The sequence below is a fragment of the Lacinutrix himadriensis genome (assembly GCF_001418105.1).
In the GTDB taxonomy this organism is placed as follows: Bacteria; Bacteroidota; Bacteroidia; order Flavobacteriales; family Flavobacteriaceae; genus Oceanihabitans; species Oceanihabitans himadriense.
Window position 1 is genome coordinate 725,344 of sequence record NZ_LIQI01000022.1, and the last position, 15,961, is coordinate 741,304.

The 15,961-nt window shown below is 31.6% G+C and carries 17 protein-coding genes and 1 tRNA gene; 9 read left to right on the forward strand and 9 right to left on the reverse strand.

All coding sequences use genetic code 11. The annotated features are described in order from the left end of the window. Positions 1–80 precede the first annotated feature (80 nt). The 3 genes from AMD28_RS10830 to gltX all read left to right on the forward strand — a co-directional run bounded on the left by AMD28_RS10830 (position 81) and on the right by gltX (position 3,658). Entirely contained in the window at positions 81–1,124 is a 1,044-nt protein-coding gene (locus AMD28_RS10830) for an alkane 1-monooxygenase (RefSeq protein WP_055444134.1), read from the forward strand. Then, positions 1,124–2,026 carry an RES domain-containing protein gene (locus AMD28_RS10835; protein ID WP_055444135.1) on the forward strand — a complete coding sequence of 301 codons (903 nt, stop codon included), beginning with the start codon at positions 1,124–1,126 and terminating at the stop codon, positions 2,024–2,026. The genes AMD28_RS10830 and AMD28_RS10835 overlap by 1 nt, the downstream gene beginning before the upstream one ends. A gap of 99 nt (positions 2,027–2,125) precedes the next feature. Further along, on the forward strand, positions 2,126–3,658 hold the full coding sequence (gltX, locus tag AMD28_RS10840) for a glutamate--tRNA ligase (RefSeq protein ID WP_055444136.1): 1,533 nt from the start codon (positions 2,126–2,128) through the stop codon (positions 3,656–3,658). Between the two features lie 96 nt (positions 3,659–3,754). On the opposite strand, the gene AMD28_RS10845 is transcribed toward gltX, so the two are convergent. Further along, on the reverse strand, positions 3,755–4,441 hold the full coding sequence (locus AMD28_RS10845) for a hypothetical protein (protein ID WP_055444137.1): 687 nt from the start codon (positions 4,439–4,441) through the stop codon (positions 3,755–3,757). 75 nt (positions 4,442–4,516) lie between these two features. Here AMD28_RS10845 and AMD28_RS10850 point away from each other — a divergent pair, with 75 nt between their 5' ends. Then, on the forward strand, positions 4,517–5,446 hold the full coding sequence (locus AMD28_RS10850; protein WP_055444138.1) for an SPFH domain-containing protein: 930 nt from the start codon (positions 4,517–4,519) through the stop codon (positions 5,444–5,446). Positions 5,447–5,476: 30 nt separating this feature from the next. Here the strand turns inward: AMD28_RS10850 and AMD28_RS10855 are convergent, their stop codons facing one another. From AMD28_RS10855 to AMD28_RS10870, 4 genes are all read right to left on the reverse strand, one after another. Further along, positions 5,477–5,701, reverse strand: a complete 225-nt coding sequence (locus tag AMD28_RS10855; RefSeq protein ID WP_055444139.1) for a hypothetical protein — start codon at positions 5,699–5,701, stop codon at positions 5,477–5,479. A 78-nt stretch (positions 5,702–5,779) separates the two neighbouring features. Further along, on the reverse strand, positions 5,780–6,937 hold the full coding sequence (locus AMD28_RS10860; RefSeq protein ID WP_055444140.1) for a GNAT family N-acetyltransferase: 1,158 nt from the start codon (positions 6,935–6,937) through the stop codon (positions 5,780–5,782). Positions 6,938–7,004: 67 nt separating this feature from the next. Continuing rightward, positions 7,005–7,490, reverse strand: coding sequence for a DUF1761 domain-containing protein (locus tag AMD28_RS10865; RefSeq protein WP_055444141.1), 486 nt, complete (start codon positions 7,488–7,490; stop codon positions 7,005–7,007). 84 nt (positions 7,491–7,574) lie between these two features. Continuing rightward, positions 7,575–9,581, reverse strand: coding sequence for a glutamine--tRNA ligase/YqeY domain fusion protein (locus tag AMD28_RS10870; RefSeq protein WP_055444142.1), 2,007 nt, complete (start codon positions 9,579–9,581; stop codon positions 7,575–7,577). Between the two features lie 128 nt (positions 9,582–9,709). On the opposite strand from AMD28_RS10870, the gene AMD28_RS18390 reads away from it, so the two are divergent. The 5 genes from AMD28_RS18390 (at position 9,710) to AMD28_RS10890 (ending at position 12,928) form a co-directional block, all read left to right on the forward strand. Next, a complete protein-coding gene (locus tag AMD28_RS18390; RefSeq protein ID WP_083478283.1) occupies positions 9,710–9,919 on the forward strand; it encodes a zinc ribbon domain-containing protein in 210 nt (69 codons plus the stop codon). A 64-nt stretch (positions 9,920–9,983) separates the two neighbouring features. Then, complete coding sequence (gene folB, locus AMD28_RS10875; RefSeq protein ID WP_055444143.1) at positions 9,984–10,346, forward strand: dihydroneopterin aldolase; 363 nt, start codon at positions 9,984–9,986, stop codon at positions 10,344–10,346. 85 nt (positions 10,347–10,431) lie between these two features. Next, a tRNA-Cys gene (locus AMD28_RS10880) sits at positions 10,432–10,502 on the forward strand. A 420-nt stretch (positions 10,503–10,922) separates the two neighbouring features. Beyond that, complete coding sequence (locus AMD28_RS10885) at positions 10,923–12,536, forward strand: T9SS type B sorting domain-containing protein (RefSeq protein ID WP_055444144.1); 1,614 nt, start codon at positions 10,923–10,925, stop codon at positions 12,534–12,536. 158 nt (positions 12,537–12,694) lie between these two features. Further along, entirely contained in the window at positions 12,695–12,928 is a 234-nt protein-coding gene (locus AMD28_RS10890; RefSeq protein WP_055444145.1) for a hypothetical protein, read from the forward strand. Positions 12,929–13,036: 108 nt separating this feature from the next. Here the strand turns inward: AMD28_RS10890 and AMD28_RS10895 are convergent, their stop codons facing one another. The 4 genes from AMD28_RS10895 to AMD28_RS10910 all read right to left on the reverse strand — a co-directional run bounded on the left by AMD28_RS10895 (position 13,037) and on the right by AMD28_RS10910 (position 15,864). Continuing rightward, entirely contained in the window at positions 13,037–14,038 is a 1,002-nt protein-coding gene (locus tag AMD28_RS10895) for a fibronectin type III domain-containing protein (RefSeq protein WP_055444146.1), read from the reverse strand. Positions 14,039–14,109: 71 nt separating this feature from the next. Beyond that, the gene (locus AMD28_RS10900) at positions 14,110–14,787 is read right to left on the reverse strand and encodes a LysE family translocator (RefSeq protein WP_055444147.1); all 678 of its coding nucleotides are present in this window, start codon (positions 14,785–14,787) and stop codon (positions 14,110–14,112) included. Between the two features lie 39 nt (positions 14,788–14,826). Beyond that, positions 14,827–15,504 carry a head GIN domain-containing protein gene (locus AMD28_RS10905; RefSeq protein WP_055444148.1) on the reverse strand — a complete coding sequence of 226 codons (678 nt, stop codon included), beginning with the start codon at positions 15,502–15,504 and terminating at the stop codon, positions 14,827–14,829. 60 nt (positions 15,505–15,564) lie between these two features. Further along, a complete protein-coding gene (locus AMD28_RS10910; protein ID WP_055444149.1) occupies positions 15,565–15,864 on the reverse strand; it encodes a YbjQ family protein in 300 nt (99 codons plus the stop codon). Positions 15,865–15,961 lie beyond the last annotated feature (97 nt).

Below are 15,961 nucleotides of genomic sequence, written 5' to 3' on the forward strand. Positions count from 1 at the left end.
ACTACAATAATAATTTAAACTATAAATGCCTAAATTTGGTAACATTCTGTTAATTTACAGGTGTTTTTAAAGTTAAGTTAATGAAAGACCTTAAATATTTATTCGCTTTTACCATTCCGTTAATGGCTTTTATAAGCTTATATTTTAAAGGAATATATACTTTTTTGGTTCCTATTTATGCATTTGTTTTCATACCTATTATCGAAATGATTTTTCCAATGGATGAAAAAAACCTAGAAAGTGAAGCTGTGGAGAACAAACTAAAAAACAAATTGTTCGACTGGTTGCTGTACTTAAACCTTCCTATTGTTTTTGGATTGCTTTTTTTAATTTTAAAAACGGTGGCTACCAAAAATTTAGAAACTTTTGAATTCGTTGGTTTGATTCTTTCTTTAGGTATTGTTTTAGCAATCAATGGAATAAACGTAGCACACGAACTTGGTCACAGACAAAATACCACCGAACGTTTTCTTGGTAAAGCCTTACTCCTTCCTTCTTTATACATGCACTTTTATATGGAGCATAATTTCGGTCATCATTTACATGCTGCAACTCCAGAAGATCCAGCAACAGCAAAATATAACCAAAGTGTGTATTCGTTTTGGTTTACTTCAACGATTAGACAATATTTCAAGTCTTGGAAGATTCAAAAAGAACTATTAAGGAATAACAACAAGTCGTTCTTTTCCTTAAAAAACGATATGTTTTGGTATACCATTATTCAAATTACATATTTAGTTTTGGTGTATCAGTTTTTTGGAACCATCGGTTTCGTATTTGCTTTAGCATCCGGAATTGTAGGTTTTATTCTACTAGAAACAGTGAATTACATTGAGCATTATGGCTTGCTTCGTTTAAAAACAAAATCTGGTCGTTATGAACGCGTAAAACAAATGCATTCCTGGAATTCTAATCATGTTATAGGAAGAATTGTATTATATGAATTAACTAGACATAGCGATCATCATTACAAATCGAATAAAAAATATCAAGTATTAGATTGCCATGAAGAAAGTCCGCAAATGCCTTATGGTTATCCAACATCTATGCTTATATCTTTGTTTCCTCCGCTTTGGTTTAAGATTATGAATAAACGTATTCCACGTAAAATGATTATAAAATAATGAATACCAATTTAGAAAAATCACTCGAAAAACTAAAATCCATAAAGTGGAAAAAACTATTCAGAAATATAGATTTAATCAAATTTAACGAAATTGATAAAGCTTATTTTGACATGTTTCCCTTTTTTCCTATTTCTAATGAAATATTTGAACCCAAAGAAATGAATAAAGGTCATTATTATAGAGTAAGACCTCTAGATGAAATTAATGACTATAGGAATTTTAAAGAATACTCTTACCCTCCAAAGGAATTTGTTTCAAATCAAAGAGCCAATATTGTTGGACAGCCCGTTTTCTATTCAAGTATTCACCCACGTACCGCTGTTTTAGAATTTGTTTTAAACCAAAGAAAGTATGATCAAAAAAGATTATTAGCTCTTTCCGTTTGGGAATTGAAAAGCAAAAGAAACATGAGTATTCTTAAATTAGTAAATGAATCTAATTCTAAAAATGAAATTAGATCTTTTGCGGAACATAGCAGCAAATCATTTAAAACTTTTGCAGAAAACAAGTTTGGAAAACATAGTAATGTAATTATCAATTTAAGGAATTATTTTATTAATTCTTTTTGCCTTAAGAACAATCATGTTTTCTCATCTTATATAGCTCATAAATCTTTATATGATAGTAAAGAAAAAACTGATATAATCATTTATCCAAGCATTGCCGGAGATTTAAGCTCAATTAACGTTGCTTTTAATTCAGATTTCGCAGATGAAAATCTATTTTTAAAAAGAGTATATATCGTTGATTCAACGAAAGATAACTTTGTTAAATCCACTGTCATTGGTAAAGTTCTAACGTTTGAAAATAATGAGTTTAAAAATGAAACAATTATTGACAATAAAATTCTTCTAAACACCTTAATAGAGCTGGATTTTGGAGATTCTATTAAAGTTTAATTTAATTAATTTAATTCTTAATTCATATCCTTATATCTTTGCACTTCAGTTCCTGAAATAACTTCAGGATTATAGTTTTAATTGATTTTTATATTCACAATGACCAAAAACGTTAGAGTGCGTTTTGCACCAAGTCCGACAGGACCTTTACATATAGGAGGAGTACGTACTGCTTTATTCAACTATTTATTTGCTAAAAAACACAACGGAACTTTTGTGTTACGTATTGAAGATACCGACCAGAACCGTTATGTAGAAGGTGCTGAAAAATATATAGTAGACGCCTTAAACTGGTGTAATATTCCTTTTGATGAAGGACCAGGAAAGAATGAAAAATTTGGACCATACAGACAAAGTGAACGTAAGCATTTATACAAACAATATGCAGAACAGTTAATAGCTTCTGGCAATGCATATTATGCTTTTGATACTGCGGAATCTTTAGATGCTGCTAGAAAAGAACACGAAGCAAATAAGGAAACCTTTATCTATAATTGGCATAACCGTTTGCAACTAAGTAATTCTTTATCGCTTAGCGCGGAAGAAACACAAACCAAGTTAGCTGCTGGAGAGGATTATGTAATTCGTTTTAAATCCCCACAAAACGAAACCTTACATCTTACCGATATTATTAGAGGAAATGTAACCATTGACACCAACGTATTAGACGATAAGGTTTTGTTTAAAAGTGATGGTATGCCAACCTATCATTTAGCGAATATTGTAGACGACCATTTAATGGAAATCACACATGTTATTCGTGGAGAAGAATGGTTACCAAGTTTAGCATTACACTACCAATTATACAAAGCTTTTGGATGGGAATCTCCAGAATTTGCACATTTACCGCTTATTTTAAAACCAACAGGAAAAGGAAAATTAAGCAAGCGTGATGGTGATAAATTAGGATTTCCAGTGTTTCCATTAGAATGGAAATCTCCAGAAGGTGAAATTTCTAGAGGATATAAAGAAGATGGTTATTTTGCAGATGCTATGGTGAACTTTCTTGCCTTTTTAGGATGGAATCCAGGAACAGAACAAGAGATTTTTAACCTAGATGAACTGGTTACTGCTTTCGATTTAGATCGCGTAAATAAATCTGGAGCACGTTTTGATCCAGACAAAATAAAATGGTTTAATCACCATTATATGCAAGAGCAAAACAACGATGACTTAGCAGAAATATTTAAACCAATAGTAGATGACAATGTCTCCTTGAGCGCAGTCGAAAGGTCTGATATCGATGTTAATTATATTGCTATGGTTGTTGGTTTAATAAAAGAACGAGCAACTTTTGTAAATGACTTTTGGGATTTAAGTGCTTTCTTTTTTGTTAGTCCGAAAACCTACGATGAAAAAGCGTACAAAAAAGCAATGAAAGAAGATACTCGTGAATTAATGAGTGAACTTTCTATGTTAATAAATACTGTGGAAGACTTTGAAGTTGAAAACCTAACTACTACTATTAAAACATGGATTACCAATAAAGAAATTGGTTTTGGTAAAGTAATGATGCCTTTGCGTTTAGCATTGGTTGGTGCATTACAAGGACCAGATGTTTTTGATATTATGTATATGATTGGTAAAAACCAAACGGTAGAAAGAATAGAAAATTTAGCAACTACAATTTAACTATTGACTTACATATAAAACAAAAAAAGCGAGCTTAACGGCTCGCTTTTTTATTTTAAGATTCTGAAACAAATTCAGAATAACAATAATGTAATTTTATAAGGTAATCATAAGTGTAAAGGCAAGCATAGATTGATTTCCTTTAAACTTACTTTCACTGTTTCCTAGCGTATCTAAATCGTTTTTATTTAGCTTTCCTAACATATTGGTAAAGCCATAAATATATTGCGCTTTCAATCTAAAATGGCTAATTCCGGCAGATAAACCAATAGCGCCATCCACGTTAAATTTAGAAATATCACTAATATCTTTTGCTTGAAGATTGGTATAATTACTTATAAAATAATTTTCGTATTTATCATCTTTCAGCTCCAATTCGCTATTGTATTGTAACATGGGTCCAACATCTAGCGTTAAAAAACTCTCCACAATTTTAATATGTGCTTGTAAAGAAATTTGTGCTGTAAAAAGTTTATAATCAATATATTCTTCCGAAGTTATTAAAGGTATAGGACGTGCAGCGATACCAACTACGTTTTCAGAAAGTTGAATGCTATAACTCATGTTGTACCATTTATGCGGAAGCTCTACTGTTGCAGATCCTCCAGCAATCCATCCATTACCAGCTTTGGTATCAAAATTATCGGTCATAATATCAAACTGCGTCAGTCCTCCTAGAATTCCTACTCCGTTTTTTATTGGCACTGTTCTATGTTGCGCAAAATTAATTGTAACAAAACCTATAGAAAGTGCTACTAATAAGATGTATTGTTTAAATTTCATAATTCTTTGGTGTAGTTTGAACAAATATAGTTTAATTTTAAAGTCATATTATTTTAACCATCAAAAAAACAAATTATGGGAAACTTTCTTTTTATACCAATTCTTTTTTTCGGACTAATCATTTTGATTTCCGCCTTCTTTGTAGTAAAACAACAAACATCCGCAATTATTGAACGATTCGGTAAATTTCATAAAATAAGTCCGTCTGGATTACACATGAAAATTCCGTTAATAGATAAAATTGCAGGTCGTTTAAGTTTAAAGATTCAGCAATTAGATGTCATTATTGAAACCAAAACTTTAGATGATGTTTTTGTTAAATTAAAAGTGTCTGTCCAATATAAAGTAGTTACTGAAAAAGTGTATGATGCTTTTTATAAATTAGATTATCCGCATGATCAAATAACAAGTTATGTGTTTGATGTGGTGCGTGCAGAAGTACCAAAAATGAAGTTAGACGACGTTTTTGTTAAAAAAGATAATATTGCATTAGCTGTAAAAGCAGAATTAAATGATGCTATGATAGATTATGGTTTCGATATTATTAGAACCTTAGTAACGGATATTGATCCAGATCCACAAGTAAAAATAGCCATGAACCGAATTAATGCTGCAGATAGAGAAAAAACTGCTGCACAATATGAAGGAGATGCACAACGTATATTAATTGTTGAAAAAGCAAAAGCGGAAGCAGAAAGTAAGCGTTTACAAGGACAAGGTATTGCAGACCAACGTCGTGAAATTGCTAGAGGTTTAGAAGAATCTGTAGAAGTGCTTAATAAAGTAGGTATTAACAGTCAGGAAGCATCTGCTTTAATTGTTGTAACCCAACATTATGATACCTTACAAGCTATTGGTAGCGAAACAAATAGTAATTTAATTTTATTACCAAATTCGCCACAAGCAGGAAGTAATATGCTAAACGATATGGTTGCTAGTTTTGCTGCAAGTAACCAAATAGGTGAAGCGATGAAAGAAGCAAAGCTTAATAAGAAAAACAAGTAAATTAAAATCTTTTACTTTTAATAAAAAACCTCAAGTTAGCTTGAGGTTTTTTTTATGATTTTTGTTATATCTTTTTAGAATCTCCTTTAGGCTAATTAAATAATCTTCGAGTGAATTAGCATCTACCTTAGGCTGTTTTACAGTTGGGATGGTTATAGGGTTTTCATCTAAAAGTACATACAATTCATTATGATTTGCTTTTATATCTAGCAAAAGATTTGAAATTTTGACTAATATTTTTTGTGTTTTTTTCATATCACTTAAATTCTTACAAAAGTTAATGATATATAACTAATAATCAAAGTGTTAATCGTTAAATATTGGTTAAGGCTTTTATTTAAAAGGATGTCGTTCTTGCCATTCTCTAATGGGATTCATATACTTCACAATTAGCTTTAAAACCGTGTTAGCAATAATATTATTGGTATGTTTTAAATACAAATACATGTTGTGTGGTTTTGCACCAATAGAACTTTTAATTTCCATTGCTGTTCTAGCAAAAACAATGGTTTCAAAGTTATTTTCTATACCAAAATTAGCCATGTTATATAACATGTTTAAATACATTTGATGTTCGTGTTGCAGCTCTGGATGATATCCTAAAAAATAGGTTTCCAACTTCTTGTTATTTAGTATCAAAGAATAAAAACCAACGAGTTCGTTATTTAAAAAATAGCCGAAGATTTTAAAGTCTTCTTTTAAATGTTCCTTCAAACTGTAAAAATGATTATTAGCTAGTTTAAAAGAGTTTACTCCTGCATTATCTGATACACACCCATACAGTTCAAAAAGTCTGCTAGCGTGTTTATTTATGTCTTCTAAATCTAATTCTCTTAGTTCTAGAGAAGCTCCTTTTTTTCTTGCCCTCTTAAAACGATCTCTATATTTTTTAGTAAATGCAGCAATGTAATCTTCTTTGGTATGCCATTCTTTCGGAATAGCAAATAACATATTGGGTTGTACTTGTACTTTATATAGATTTTCTTTTTTGAAAAAAGCATGGTTTTCATGAATGTTATCGGTTTCAAAATAATCTTTAAAAGCGATGATTCTTATCTTTTTTCGGAATTGCTTTTTTATCGTTTTTCGTAATTCTTTAATAGCTTCACTTATCTGATTCAGGTAATCTTCTTGTGAAATTTCTTCCTTTAAAAAAAACAAACCGTGTTGTCCGGTATGCATTACGTTTCCGACAATTATTCCATTTCCTCTAACAATTTTAGCAATGGTTTTTTTAACCATTACCTTAAAGAAATTGGTAGATGTCTTTCTAAAAATATCTTCTGCATACATTTCTATACGCTGCAAAATGGCGATTCCTATTAGTTTTTCGGCTTTAAAAATTGCTAAATAATACGAGGTAATGTTGTTTGGTGAAGATTGTTCTAATGCTTTTAGAAAAGGGGTTTTTAGGAAAATATCTTGTGTTGGTAGGCGGTTCCAGGATTCTGGAAGGTCTTCAATAGTATTAAAAAGTTTAAAGTGTATCAAATAAATAAAATAAAAAAGACTGAAAGTTCTTATTTTCAGTCTTTAAATCTGTTAAATCATTACAAAATTATAATCCACAAATTAATGCTCCCATTACGCCTAGCGTAACAATCCAATACCCTGCGTTTATAAAAATATACTTAGCACTTTTACGCTCAAATAAAGCGATAGTTCCTAATATTGGTAATGCGCCAAGAATACCAAACATGGTTCCGTGTAATGCGCCATGTTTAAAGGTTCTAAAAGCGTTTCCGTAGTCGGCCATAAAAGCTTCAAAAGATGGTAAAGCTTCTTCTGGGTTTCCTCCTATCATTCCCATTGCTCCCCATTGATGGTTTGTATAATTCATTAATAATCCAGCCAACATTGCAGCAAAAATTAAAGATAAACCAAAGATTTTAAGCATATTGCCTCCTTTCATTTTTTCTTCTGTCATACCAGATTCACGCATCCAAGCATTACCAAAGACTTTTGGGTTGTACCAAATTGCTCCAATTAATAAAGCTGCTACTGCTGCTACTGGGATTGACCAAGGGTTAATAAGTTGTTCCATTTTTAATAGTTTTAGTTAGTTCTTTTCAATGTACAAAAAAACCTTGATTATGTAACCAAGGTCTTTTTTATATGTACTTGTTTATTAAAGCTTTGCTGCTTCTGCAACTAACAATTCATTTTTATCTTCTAAAGCTTTTTCAATAAAGTCGTTTATCGCTTCATTTTTCTCTAAACCATTTTCTAATAAAACACTTAAAGTTAGCATCGCTCCTATTCTAGTACCTGCTTTTTTAACTGCGGTTCCAAAAAGAGGTTCTAATTCTTCATAAGAAACTTCTTTAGCGAGTTCTAGTATTTCTGCTCTAACTTTCGCTTGTTTTTCTTCCGGAAGATTGGTGTATTTTTTTCCAAATTGTTGGATCACACTAATTGCTTTTCGTTGGTTTTGTTGTTGTGGTTTTTGTTGGTTTGGATTGGTATTTGCTTTCGGCTTTGCTTTTGCCCAAGAATCTCTTAAACCAACCGTTTTATTAAATACTAATTTCCCTTCTGAAGCATCATCATCCACATTAAAATAACCCAAACGTTGAAACTGAAACTGCGCTCCTATTTTCGCTTCGGCCAAACTTGGTTCTACGAAAGCTTCAATTATTTTTAAAGAATTCGGATTAATAAACTCCATAAAATCTTTGCCTTCATGGCTATCTGGAGCTTCGTCTATAAACAATCTATCGTATTCTCTAACTTCGGCTTGTACCGCATGTTTTACAGAAACCCAATGTAAGGTTCCTTTTACTTTTTTGGTAGTATCTTCGGTATAAGTAGCATGTATTTCGGTAATGTTTCCATTTGCATCTTTTACAACTTCTTCCGCTTTGATGATATATGCGTTTTTCAGTCTAACCTCTCCTCCTAGTTTTAATCGGAAAAACTTATCGCTAGCTTCTTCTTTAAAGTCGTCTTTTTCAATATAAATTTCGTTTGAAAAAGGTACTTTTCGACTTCCTGCGGCAGCATCTTCCGGATTATTTTCTGCTTCAAACCATTCTTCTTTATCCGCTGGATAATTAGTGATTACCACTTTTATAGGATCTAAAACAGCCATAACTCTTGGTGCTGTTTTATTTAAATCTTCACGAATGCAAAATTCTAAAAGCGAAACATCAATTACATTCTCACGTTTTGCAACTCCTACTTTTTCTATAAACTTACGAATAGAATTTGGTGTATATCCTCTTCTTCGTAAACCAGAAATAGTTGGCATTCTTGGATCGTTCCAACCAGAAACCACATTTTCTTCTACCAATTTAAGCAGCTTACGCTTACTCATAATGGTATAACTTAAATTTAGGCGTGCAAATTCTCTTTGTTTCGGAATTAAAGGATATTGCTCAGCACTTAACGGATATACTTGTTCTTTAAACCAATCGTATAATTTACGGTGTGGTTTAAATTCTAAAGAACATAAGGAATGCGAAACCTGTTCTATATAATCACTTTCCCCATGCGTCCAGTCGTACATTGGATAAATACACCAATCGTTTCCTGTTCTGTGGTGATGTGCATGCATAACGCGATACATGATTGGATCACGCATCAACATATTTGGATCTTCCATGTCTATTTTTGCACGAAGAATGTGAGCTCCATTTGGAAATTCACCATCTTTCATACGTTGAAATAAATCTAGATTTTCTGCTACACTTCTATCTCTATACGGACTATTAGTACCTACTTGTGTTGGCGTTCCTTTTTGTGCTGCCATAGCTTCGCTAGTTTGCGAGTCTACATAGGCTTTTTCGTCTTTTATTAGCTGCACTGCCCAATCGTATAGTTGTTGAAAGTAATCTGACGAATACAATTCATTGGCCCAAGTATACCCTAACCAAGAAATATCACGCTTAATAGCATCTACATATTCTTGTTCTTCTTTTGCAGGATTGGTATCATCAAACCTTAAATTTACGGGAGCGTTATATCTTTCTCCCAAACCAAAACTAATACCAATAGCTTTGGTATGACCAATGTGCAAATAGCCATTTGGTTCTGGTGGAAAACGAAAACGTAAATCTTCTTTAGACATTCCGTTTTGTAAATCTTCCTCTACAATATGCTCAATAAAATGGAGCGCTTTAGTTTCTTCAGACATAATTATATTACTTTCTAAACTGAAATACAAAACTAGACAAATTTATAGTAACTACATATTTGCACAAGCGTATAAATTTTGTAACTTTTTTGAAGGATTAAGACTTATATATAAAACCTCTAAAAATTATGGAACACAGAAACTATCAATGCCCAAAATGTAATAATAACAGCTATACTACCGGACAAATGCGAGCAACTGGCGGCACTTTGTCTAAAATATTTGATGTACAATCACAAAAATATACCTCAGTAACTTGTAATAACTGCACGTATACAGAGTTTTACAAAGCAAAAACCAGTGCGTTGAGCAATATTTTTGATTTATTTACAAACTAGTTTTTTATATAAAATTCTTTACTAATTTTAGTAGAACTGACTTTGGTTACACTACTTTTGCGCCATGGGAATAATTAAAGTAGAAAACATTCGTGTATTTGCAAATCATGGTTGCTTAACCGAAGAGACAAAAATTGGAAGTGATTATCGTGTAGATATCAAAGTGAAAGCCGATTTACAAAAAAGCGCAAGTACAGATGATTTAAAAGACACTGTAGATTATGTGTTTTTAAATAAAGTAGTTCGTGAAGAAATGGCGATACCTTCGCACTTATTAGAAAGCGTTGCAAAACGTATCTTAAGACGTGTGTTAAAGGAATCTAGATTAGTTACTATTGCGACGGTTGCAGTAAGTAAAATAAACCCTCCTATTGGTGGAGATGTGGAAATGGTAACCATTGAAATTACCGAAAAAAGAAAAAAGTAAAACTAACTAGCGTTAAAAGGGAATTATTTTTATATTTGCCTTCTCGTTAGAAATAATGAGATTCCTATTTTAATAGGAATTAAAGGGTGTCGTGGCCGAGCGGCTAGGCAGTGGTCTGCAACACCATCTACAGCGGTTCGAATCCGCTCGACACCTCAAAAGAGTTACTAATTTTTAGTAGCTCTTTTTTTTTGTTTTAAATTTTAGGAAAATTTATAGTAAGAGGATACAGCGGTTCGAATCTTTGATTATAACACCTCAAGAAACCTGGAACGTAAATTAGAGTTTTTTTTGTTTTAAATTTTAGGAAAATTTATAGTAAGATGGTACAGCGGTTCGAAACCTTAATGATAGCACCTCGATAAATATGAAACGTAACCAAGAGGTTTTTTTATTCTTAATTTTTAGGAAAATTTATTACAGCAGTTAGAAAAAAGGAGCTGTTTGCAGACTGCTTTAAAAGAATTATATTTACGGGATAACCTTACTAAAAAAGGTATTATAACCTGTTCTATTTAAGGGTTAAGATTAATAAAAATTACTATATAACACGTTGTAGATAATATTTAGCCTAAAATGAAGAAACATACTAATCAAATTATCGTATTACTATTTTTAATTTTTAATAACACATTATATTCTCAAAATATAGTTGACGACTGTTTTAATACAGTAACATCTGTAGCTTCTGGTGATTTTAATTCAAGTTCAGATTTAGCTAATATTTTTAGCTCAGATGTGATTGAATGGGATGGAAATAATTGGATTGGTGGATATCCAGCCACCAATATTACAATTCCTCCACCATCAAATCAGATATCATGTAGAGCTATTTTTCTAGGTAATGGAACTACTTGGACAGCTGGTGGTGAATCTGTTGGGCTAAGGCTGGACGGTCCGCTTGTGGAGGGAACTACATACACATTTGATATTACGTATATTAGCCATGGTTTTGGCAGTAACGGTGTTTTTGAGCCTTCTTTTTATACAAACTCATCAGCTACATTAAGCAGTGCTACTTTAGTTGGTACTTTGATGCCTGTTGGCTTTGTTTGGGAAACAAATAGTTTTTCTTTTGTAGCTAGTTCAAGTCAAGATGGAGACACTTGGGTTATTTTAAAAACAGAAAGCTCTGGCACATCTGGTCTTATTAACTCTTTTTGTCAAAATTGTAATATCAACGTACCTAATTGTAATGTTTCTGTAAATAGCGAAACGATTTGCGAAGGTTCTTCTGCAACTATTGCGGCTTCTTTATCTACACCAGGAAATTATACATTTCAATGGACTGTACCAACTGGTTTGCCTAATCCTGGTAATGTCAGTTCTTTTTCAACCGATATAGATGGTATCTATTCTGTTATAGTAACTAATGTTGATACTAATTGTAATGCAAACGCCTCTGGAGCCGTTTCTGTTAATCCTATTCCTATTGTTTCTGTAAATAGCGAATCGATTTGCGAAGGTTCTTCTGCAACTATTGCAGCTTCTTTATCTACACCAGGAAATTATACATTTCAATGGACTGTACCAACTGGTTTGCCTAATCCTGGTAATGTCAGTTCTTTTTCAACCGATATAGATGGTATCTATTCTGTTATAGTAACTAATGTTGATACTAATTGTTCTAGCAATAATGCTTCAGGAATGTTAGATTATTTTTCTGATTTTGATTTTACAATTGAACAATATTGTGATCAAAATGATTTTATTTTAGAAGTTGTACCTATAAATAATTCCTTTAGTATTCAAGATTCAAGTTTTATTTGGCAGCTAAACAATTCTAATATTATTGAAAGTGATTATATGATTAGCCTAAGCTCATATTTAAATTTCACTTCAGAAATTGAAGAATTACCTTTAAACATAAGCGTAAGTGTAACCACAAACAATAATTGCACAAAAACTGACTCTTTATTAATTGAGCAAGTTTTTTGTTCAATACCACAAGGTATATCACCAAACGATAATGGAAAGAATGATTTTTTTGATTTATCGTTATTAGGTATAAAAAAACTAGAAATTTTCAACAGATGGGGGACTAGTGTATACCAAAAGAACAATTATACAAATGAATGGCATGGACAGTCTAATTCTGGAAACAAATTACCAACTAGCACATATTTTTATATAGTAGAATTTAAAAATAACTCTAAACCTATATCTGGTTGGGTTTATTTAAATAGATAATGAATTAAAAATAATCGCGAAAATTAATACTATCTACAACACCGTTTATAATTAATAGCTAGTACTAGCCTACTTACAAAAATTATCACCAAAAAAACGCTACCAACACTACTATTTAAAACGAATACTAGTTATCTTTACTACCGAATACCAACAAAATGATAATAGACCAAGAGCAAAAATTTAAAGAAGTACTTTCTAAAATAGAAGGTAAAATTAATGAACAAACCTTTTTTAGCAAGTTCTTAGAATTGTATCCAGAAGTATGGAAAAAACATAAGAGTACGTTTTCAAAATTTAATAGAAGTAAACAATTCGGACAAACAATTCCGTTACCAAAACCTGAAGTTTCTTTGCGAAAAGAAATTAGAATATGGTTACGTAAACAATAAAATCTTCCAAGAGTACAGCAGATAATAATTTATAACCTCCATATTAAGGGTCTATTATTAGCCAAAGGAGTCCTCTGTTGCATTACTCTAGTCTGTAGCTTTTCTTCCTTAAAATCCCGCTGTAAAGGTTGTTGGTCCGTACCAATCACTATTTCCATCAACACCACAATTGGCTCTAATATAAAAATCATAGCCTTGACCATGGACATAACCATTTTGGTTGGTAAAATATAATCCAAAAGTATTATCTGTAACGTTAAATGTATTTGTGGCGTCTAGATTAATCGGACTACCTTCAGGAATAATATGAATGTCCCAACTAGATTCCGAATTATCACTCCAATTAAAAGTTGCCCATCCATTTCCTGTTCCTGGCCCTATATCAAAATCAGTAGGATCCTTACAATGTACATTAAACGGTGTTTCTTCTGTGTAAATCCATTCTGGACCTAACCAACCACTGTAACCAGCATTAGAGCAAATATTTCTAATATAAAAGTGGTATGCTGTGTCTGATTCTAATCCAGAAATTGGTGCTGATCCACTTCCTATACTGCTTGTATTTTGTACAGTAACTATGGTTCCCTGGTCTAAGCTGAAATTTGCAGGTCCATATTGCACTTCTAATCCATCCACACTCCCACCAGACCATTCCACATGAATCGTGTTATGTGTTTCTGTAGGATGCAACCAAGGTTTTCTTTTGACTTGCATTAATAACGGATCATTACAAAAAGGGTTCTCTTCTTTTGTTTTAAAACTATATACATCAGACCATTCGCTGTTCGAATTAGTATCTTCACAAAACGCTCTAACGTAATAGGAATAATCGGTAGATTTAACCAAACCATCTATAAATAAAGAGGTTGCAGTAGCATTTATTGTGGTACCATTACCTAATGAAAAACCTTCAATACCATATTCTACTTCAAAAGTAGAAGAATTGTCATTGGCGGTCCAAAACAAATTTGCAGTAGTATTTCCTACATCAAATGCTGTTAAACTTAGTATTTTAGAACAAGATGAAGATTGGGTTTCCCCTTCTTCATTACTTGAAGAGCAAGAGCTAAAAAACACAAGAATAAAAACAATTAAGAATTCTTTTTTCATTTGAAAGTCATTTTAATTTAATGTAAAAATAGCAATTTTTATAAGCTACCTCTTCAAAAGATAAAAGAGTCTTATAATGGGCTAATTTGTTCTAATTTATCTTTAATCAATTCTTTTTCTTTAGGGAAAAAACCTTGTACTAAAAGTAAAATACCAAAGCCTAAAATAAAAAGAGCAACAATTTTTTTAGTTTTAAAAATGCGTCTTGGAGTCAACTTATTTTTAAGTGTTTTTGCTGCAACAATTTTTAATAAATCTACCAAAAAGTAAACCAATAAAATGGTTCCTAAAAAGATATGAAGTTCTTCTGTACTTTCTGTTAAAGAGCTACCTATTACAATAAAACCAAGCCATCCAAGTAAAACACCAATATTAATAAAGTTTAATAAAAAACCTTTAATAAAGAGTTTTCCATAGTCTTTTTTAAATTCTACTTTATGATATTCTCTAACAATTTCACGAAAAGATTTTGAGGTTTTTATAAAAGAAATTAATCCATAAGCGGTTAGTAAAACGCCTCCAAAAATGAGAAAACTAGGATCGTCTTTCATTTTTTCTAATAACATACTGGTACTATAAAAAGCAACAATAATAAATAAGATATCTGCTAATATTACTCCGAAATCAAAAATTAGTGCACTCTTAAAACCTTTTGTTGCACTAGTTTCTAATAGCACAAAAAAAACAGGTCCTATTGTGAACGATAATATAATACCAAAAGGGATTGCTTTTAAAATAGCATCTAGCATGAGAGATTCTTTCTTACAAATTTAAGAAAAATGCTAGTATTATTCTTTAATAATAATTTTTCCTCCTAAAATAGTATTTTCATCTACGGTTTCTGGGTTTCCATAAATGTAAACACTACCTCCTGCTCTCACTTTAGCTTCTACTTTTTTAATAGTATTTGTGTACGCTGTTCCTGCTGCTTTTATGGTAACAGTTGTGTTTTCTGCAACTAAATCTTTTCCTTTATAAGATCCTCCGGTGTTAATATCTATAGTTTGATTTACAGCTGTTCCTGTTATTTTAATACTTGCTCCAGAAACGGCTTTAATATCTAAATAATTAAGTCCTTTTACGTTTAAGCTAACGCTTCCTCCTTCTTGTGCCTTAACCTTTAGGTCAAACTGTTCTATTTCATCATTAGAACCTATAAAAGTGCCTTCATTTGCATCTATAACATCTAATGTGGTATAATAAACTTGTACTGTGGTATCCTCGCCATTAAATGCTTTTTGTAATGTCATTCTAATTTTAAGAATGTCGCCTTTATGAACAATAACAACATCTTTGGTGTTTTTTCCAGAAACTACTACTTTGTTTTCATCTGCTTTAATAAGTGCTACTTCTATTCGATCATAGACTTTTATTTCACTGAAAGCACCAATAACATTTTCTTGAGATTCTTGTGCAAAGCTTGTTATAGTAATACATGCAAATAGTACGTATAGTAAATTTTTCATAATATGTTTTATAAAATTATAGAACAAATTTATAAAATTAAGAATGTAATAAATTGATTTTTAGGCAACTTTAACAGCTGTTCCTGTTATAGAAACCATAAGAATTCCTGAAGTTGCAAAAGTTTCTACGTCTACGGTGATACCTACAACAGCATTTGCTTTTACTGCAATGGCATTTTGTCTTAGTTTTTGAAATGCTTCTTCTTTTACATCATTAATATTTAGTTCTAAAGAATCATAATACTTTTTCATGCTAAAAGACATTCCGGTTTGTTTTCTATTGATGGCTACTCCTGTGATGACCCCTAAATAGTCGTGAATTTTATGTCCTTCAATAGTGTTTGTTGTGGTTAAAATCATGGTTTCTGTTTTTAGTATGGTTAATAATTTGTGCTGAATAGCATTCTCTTACTTCGAACATTTCGAAAGGAAAATACTTTTTATTAGTGGTTGGATT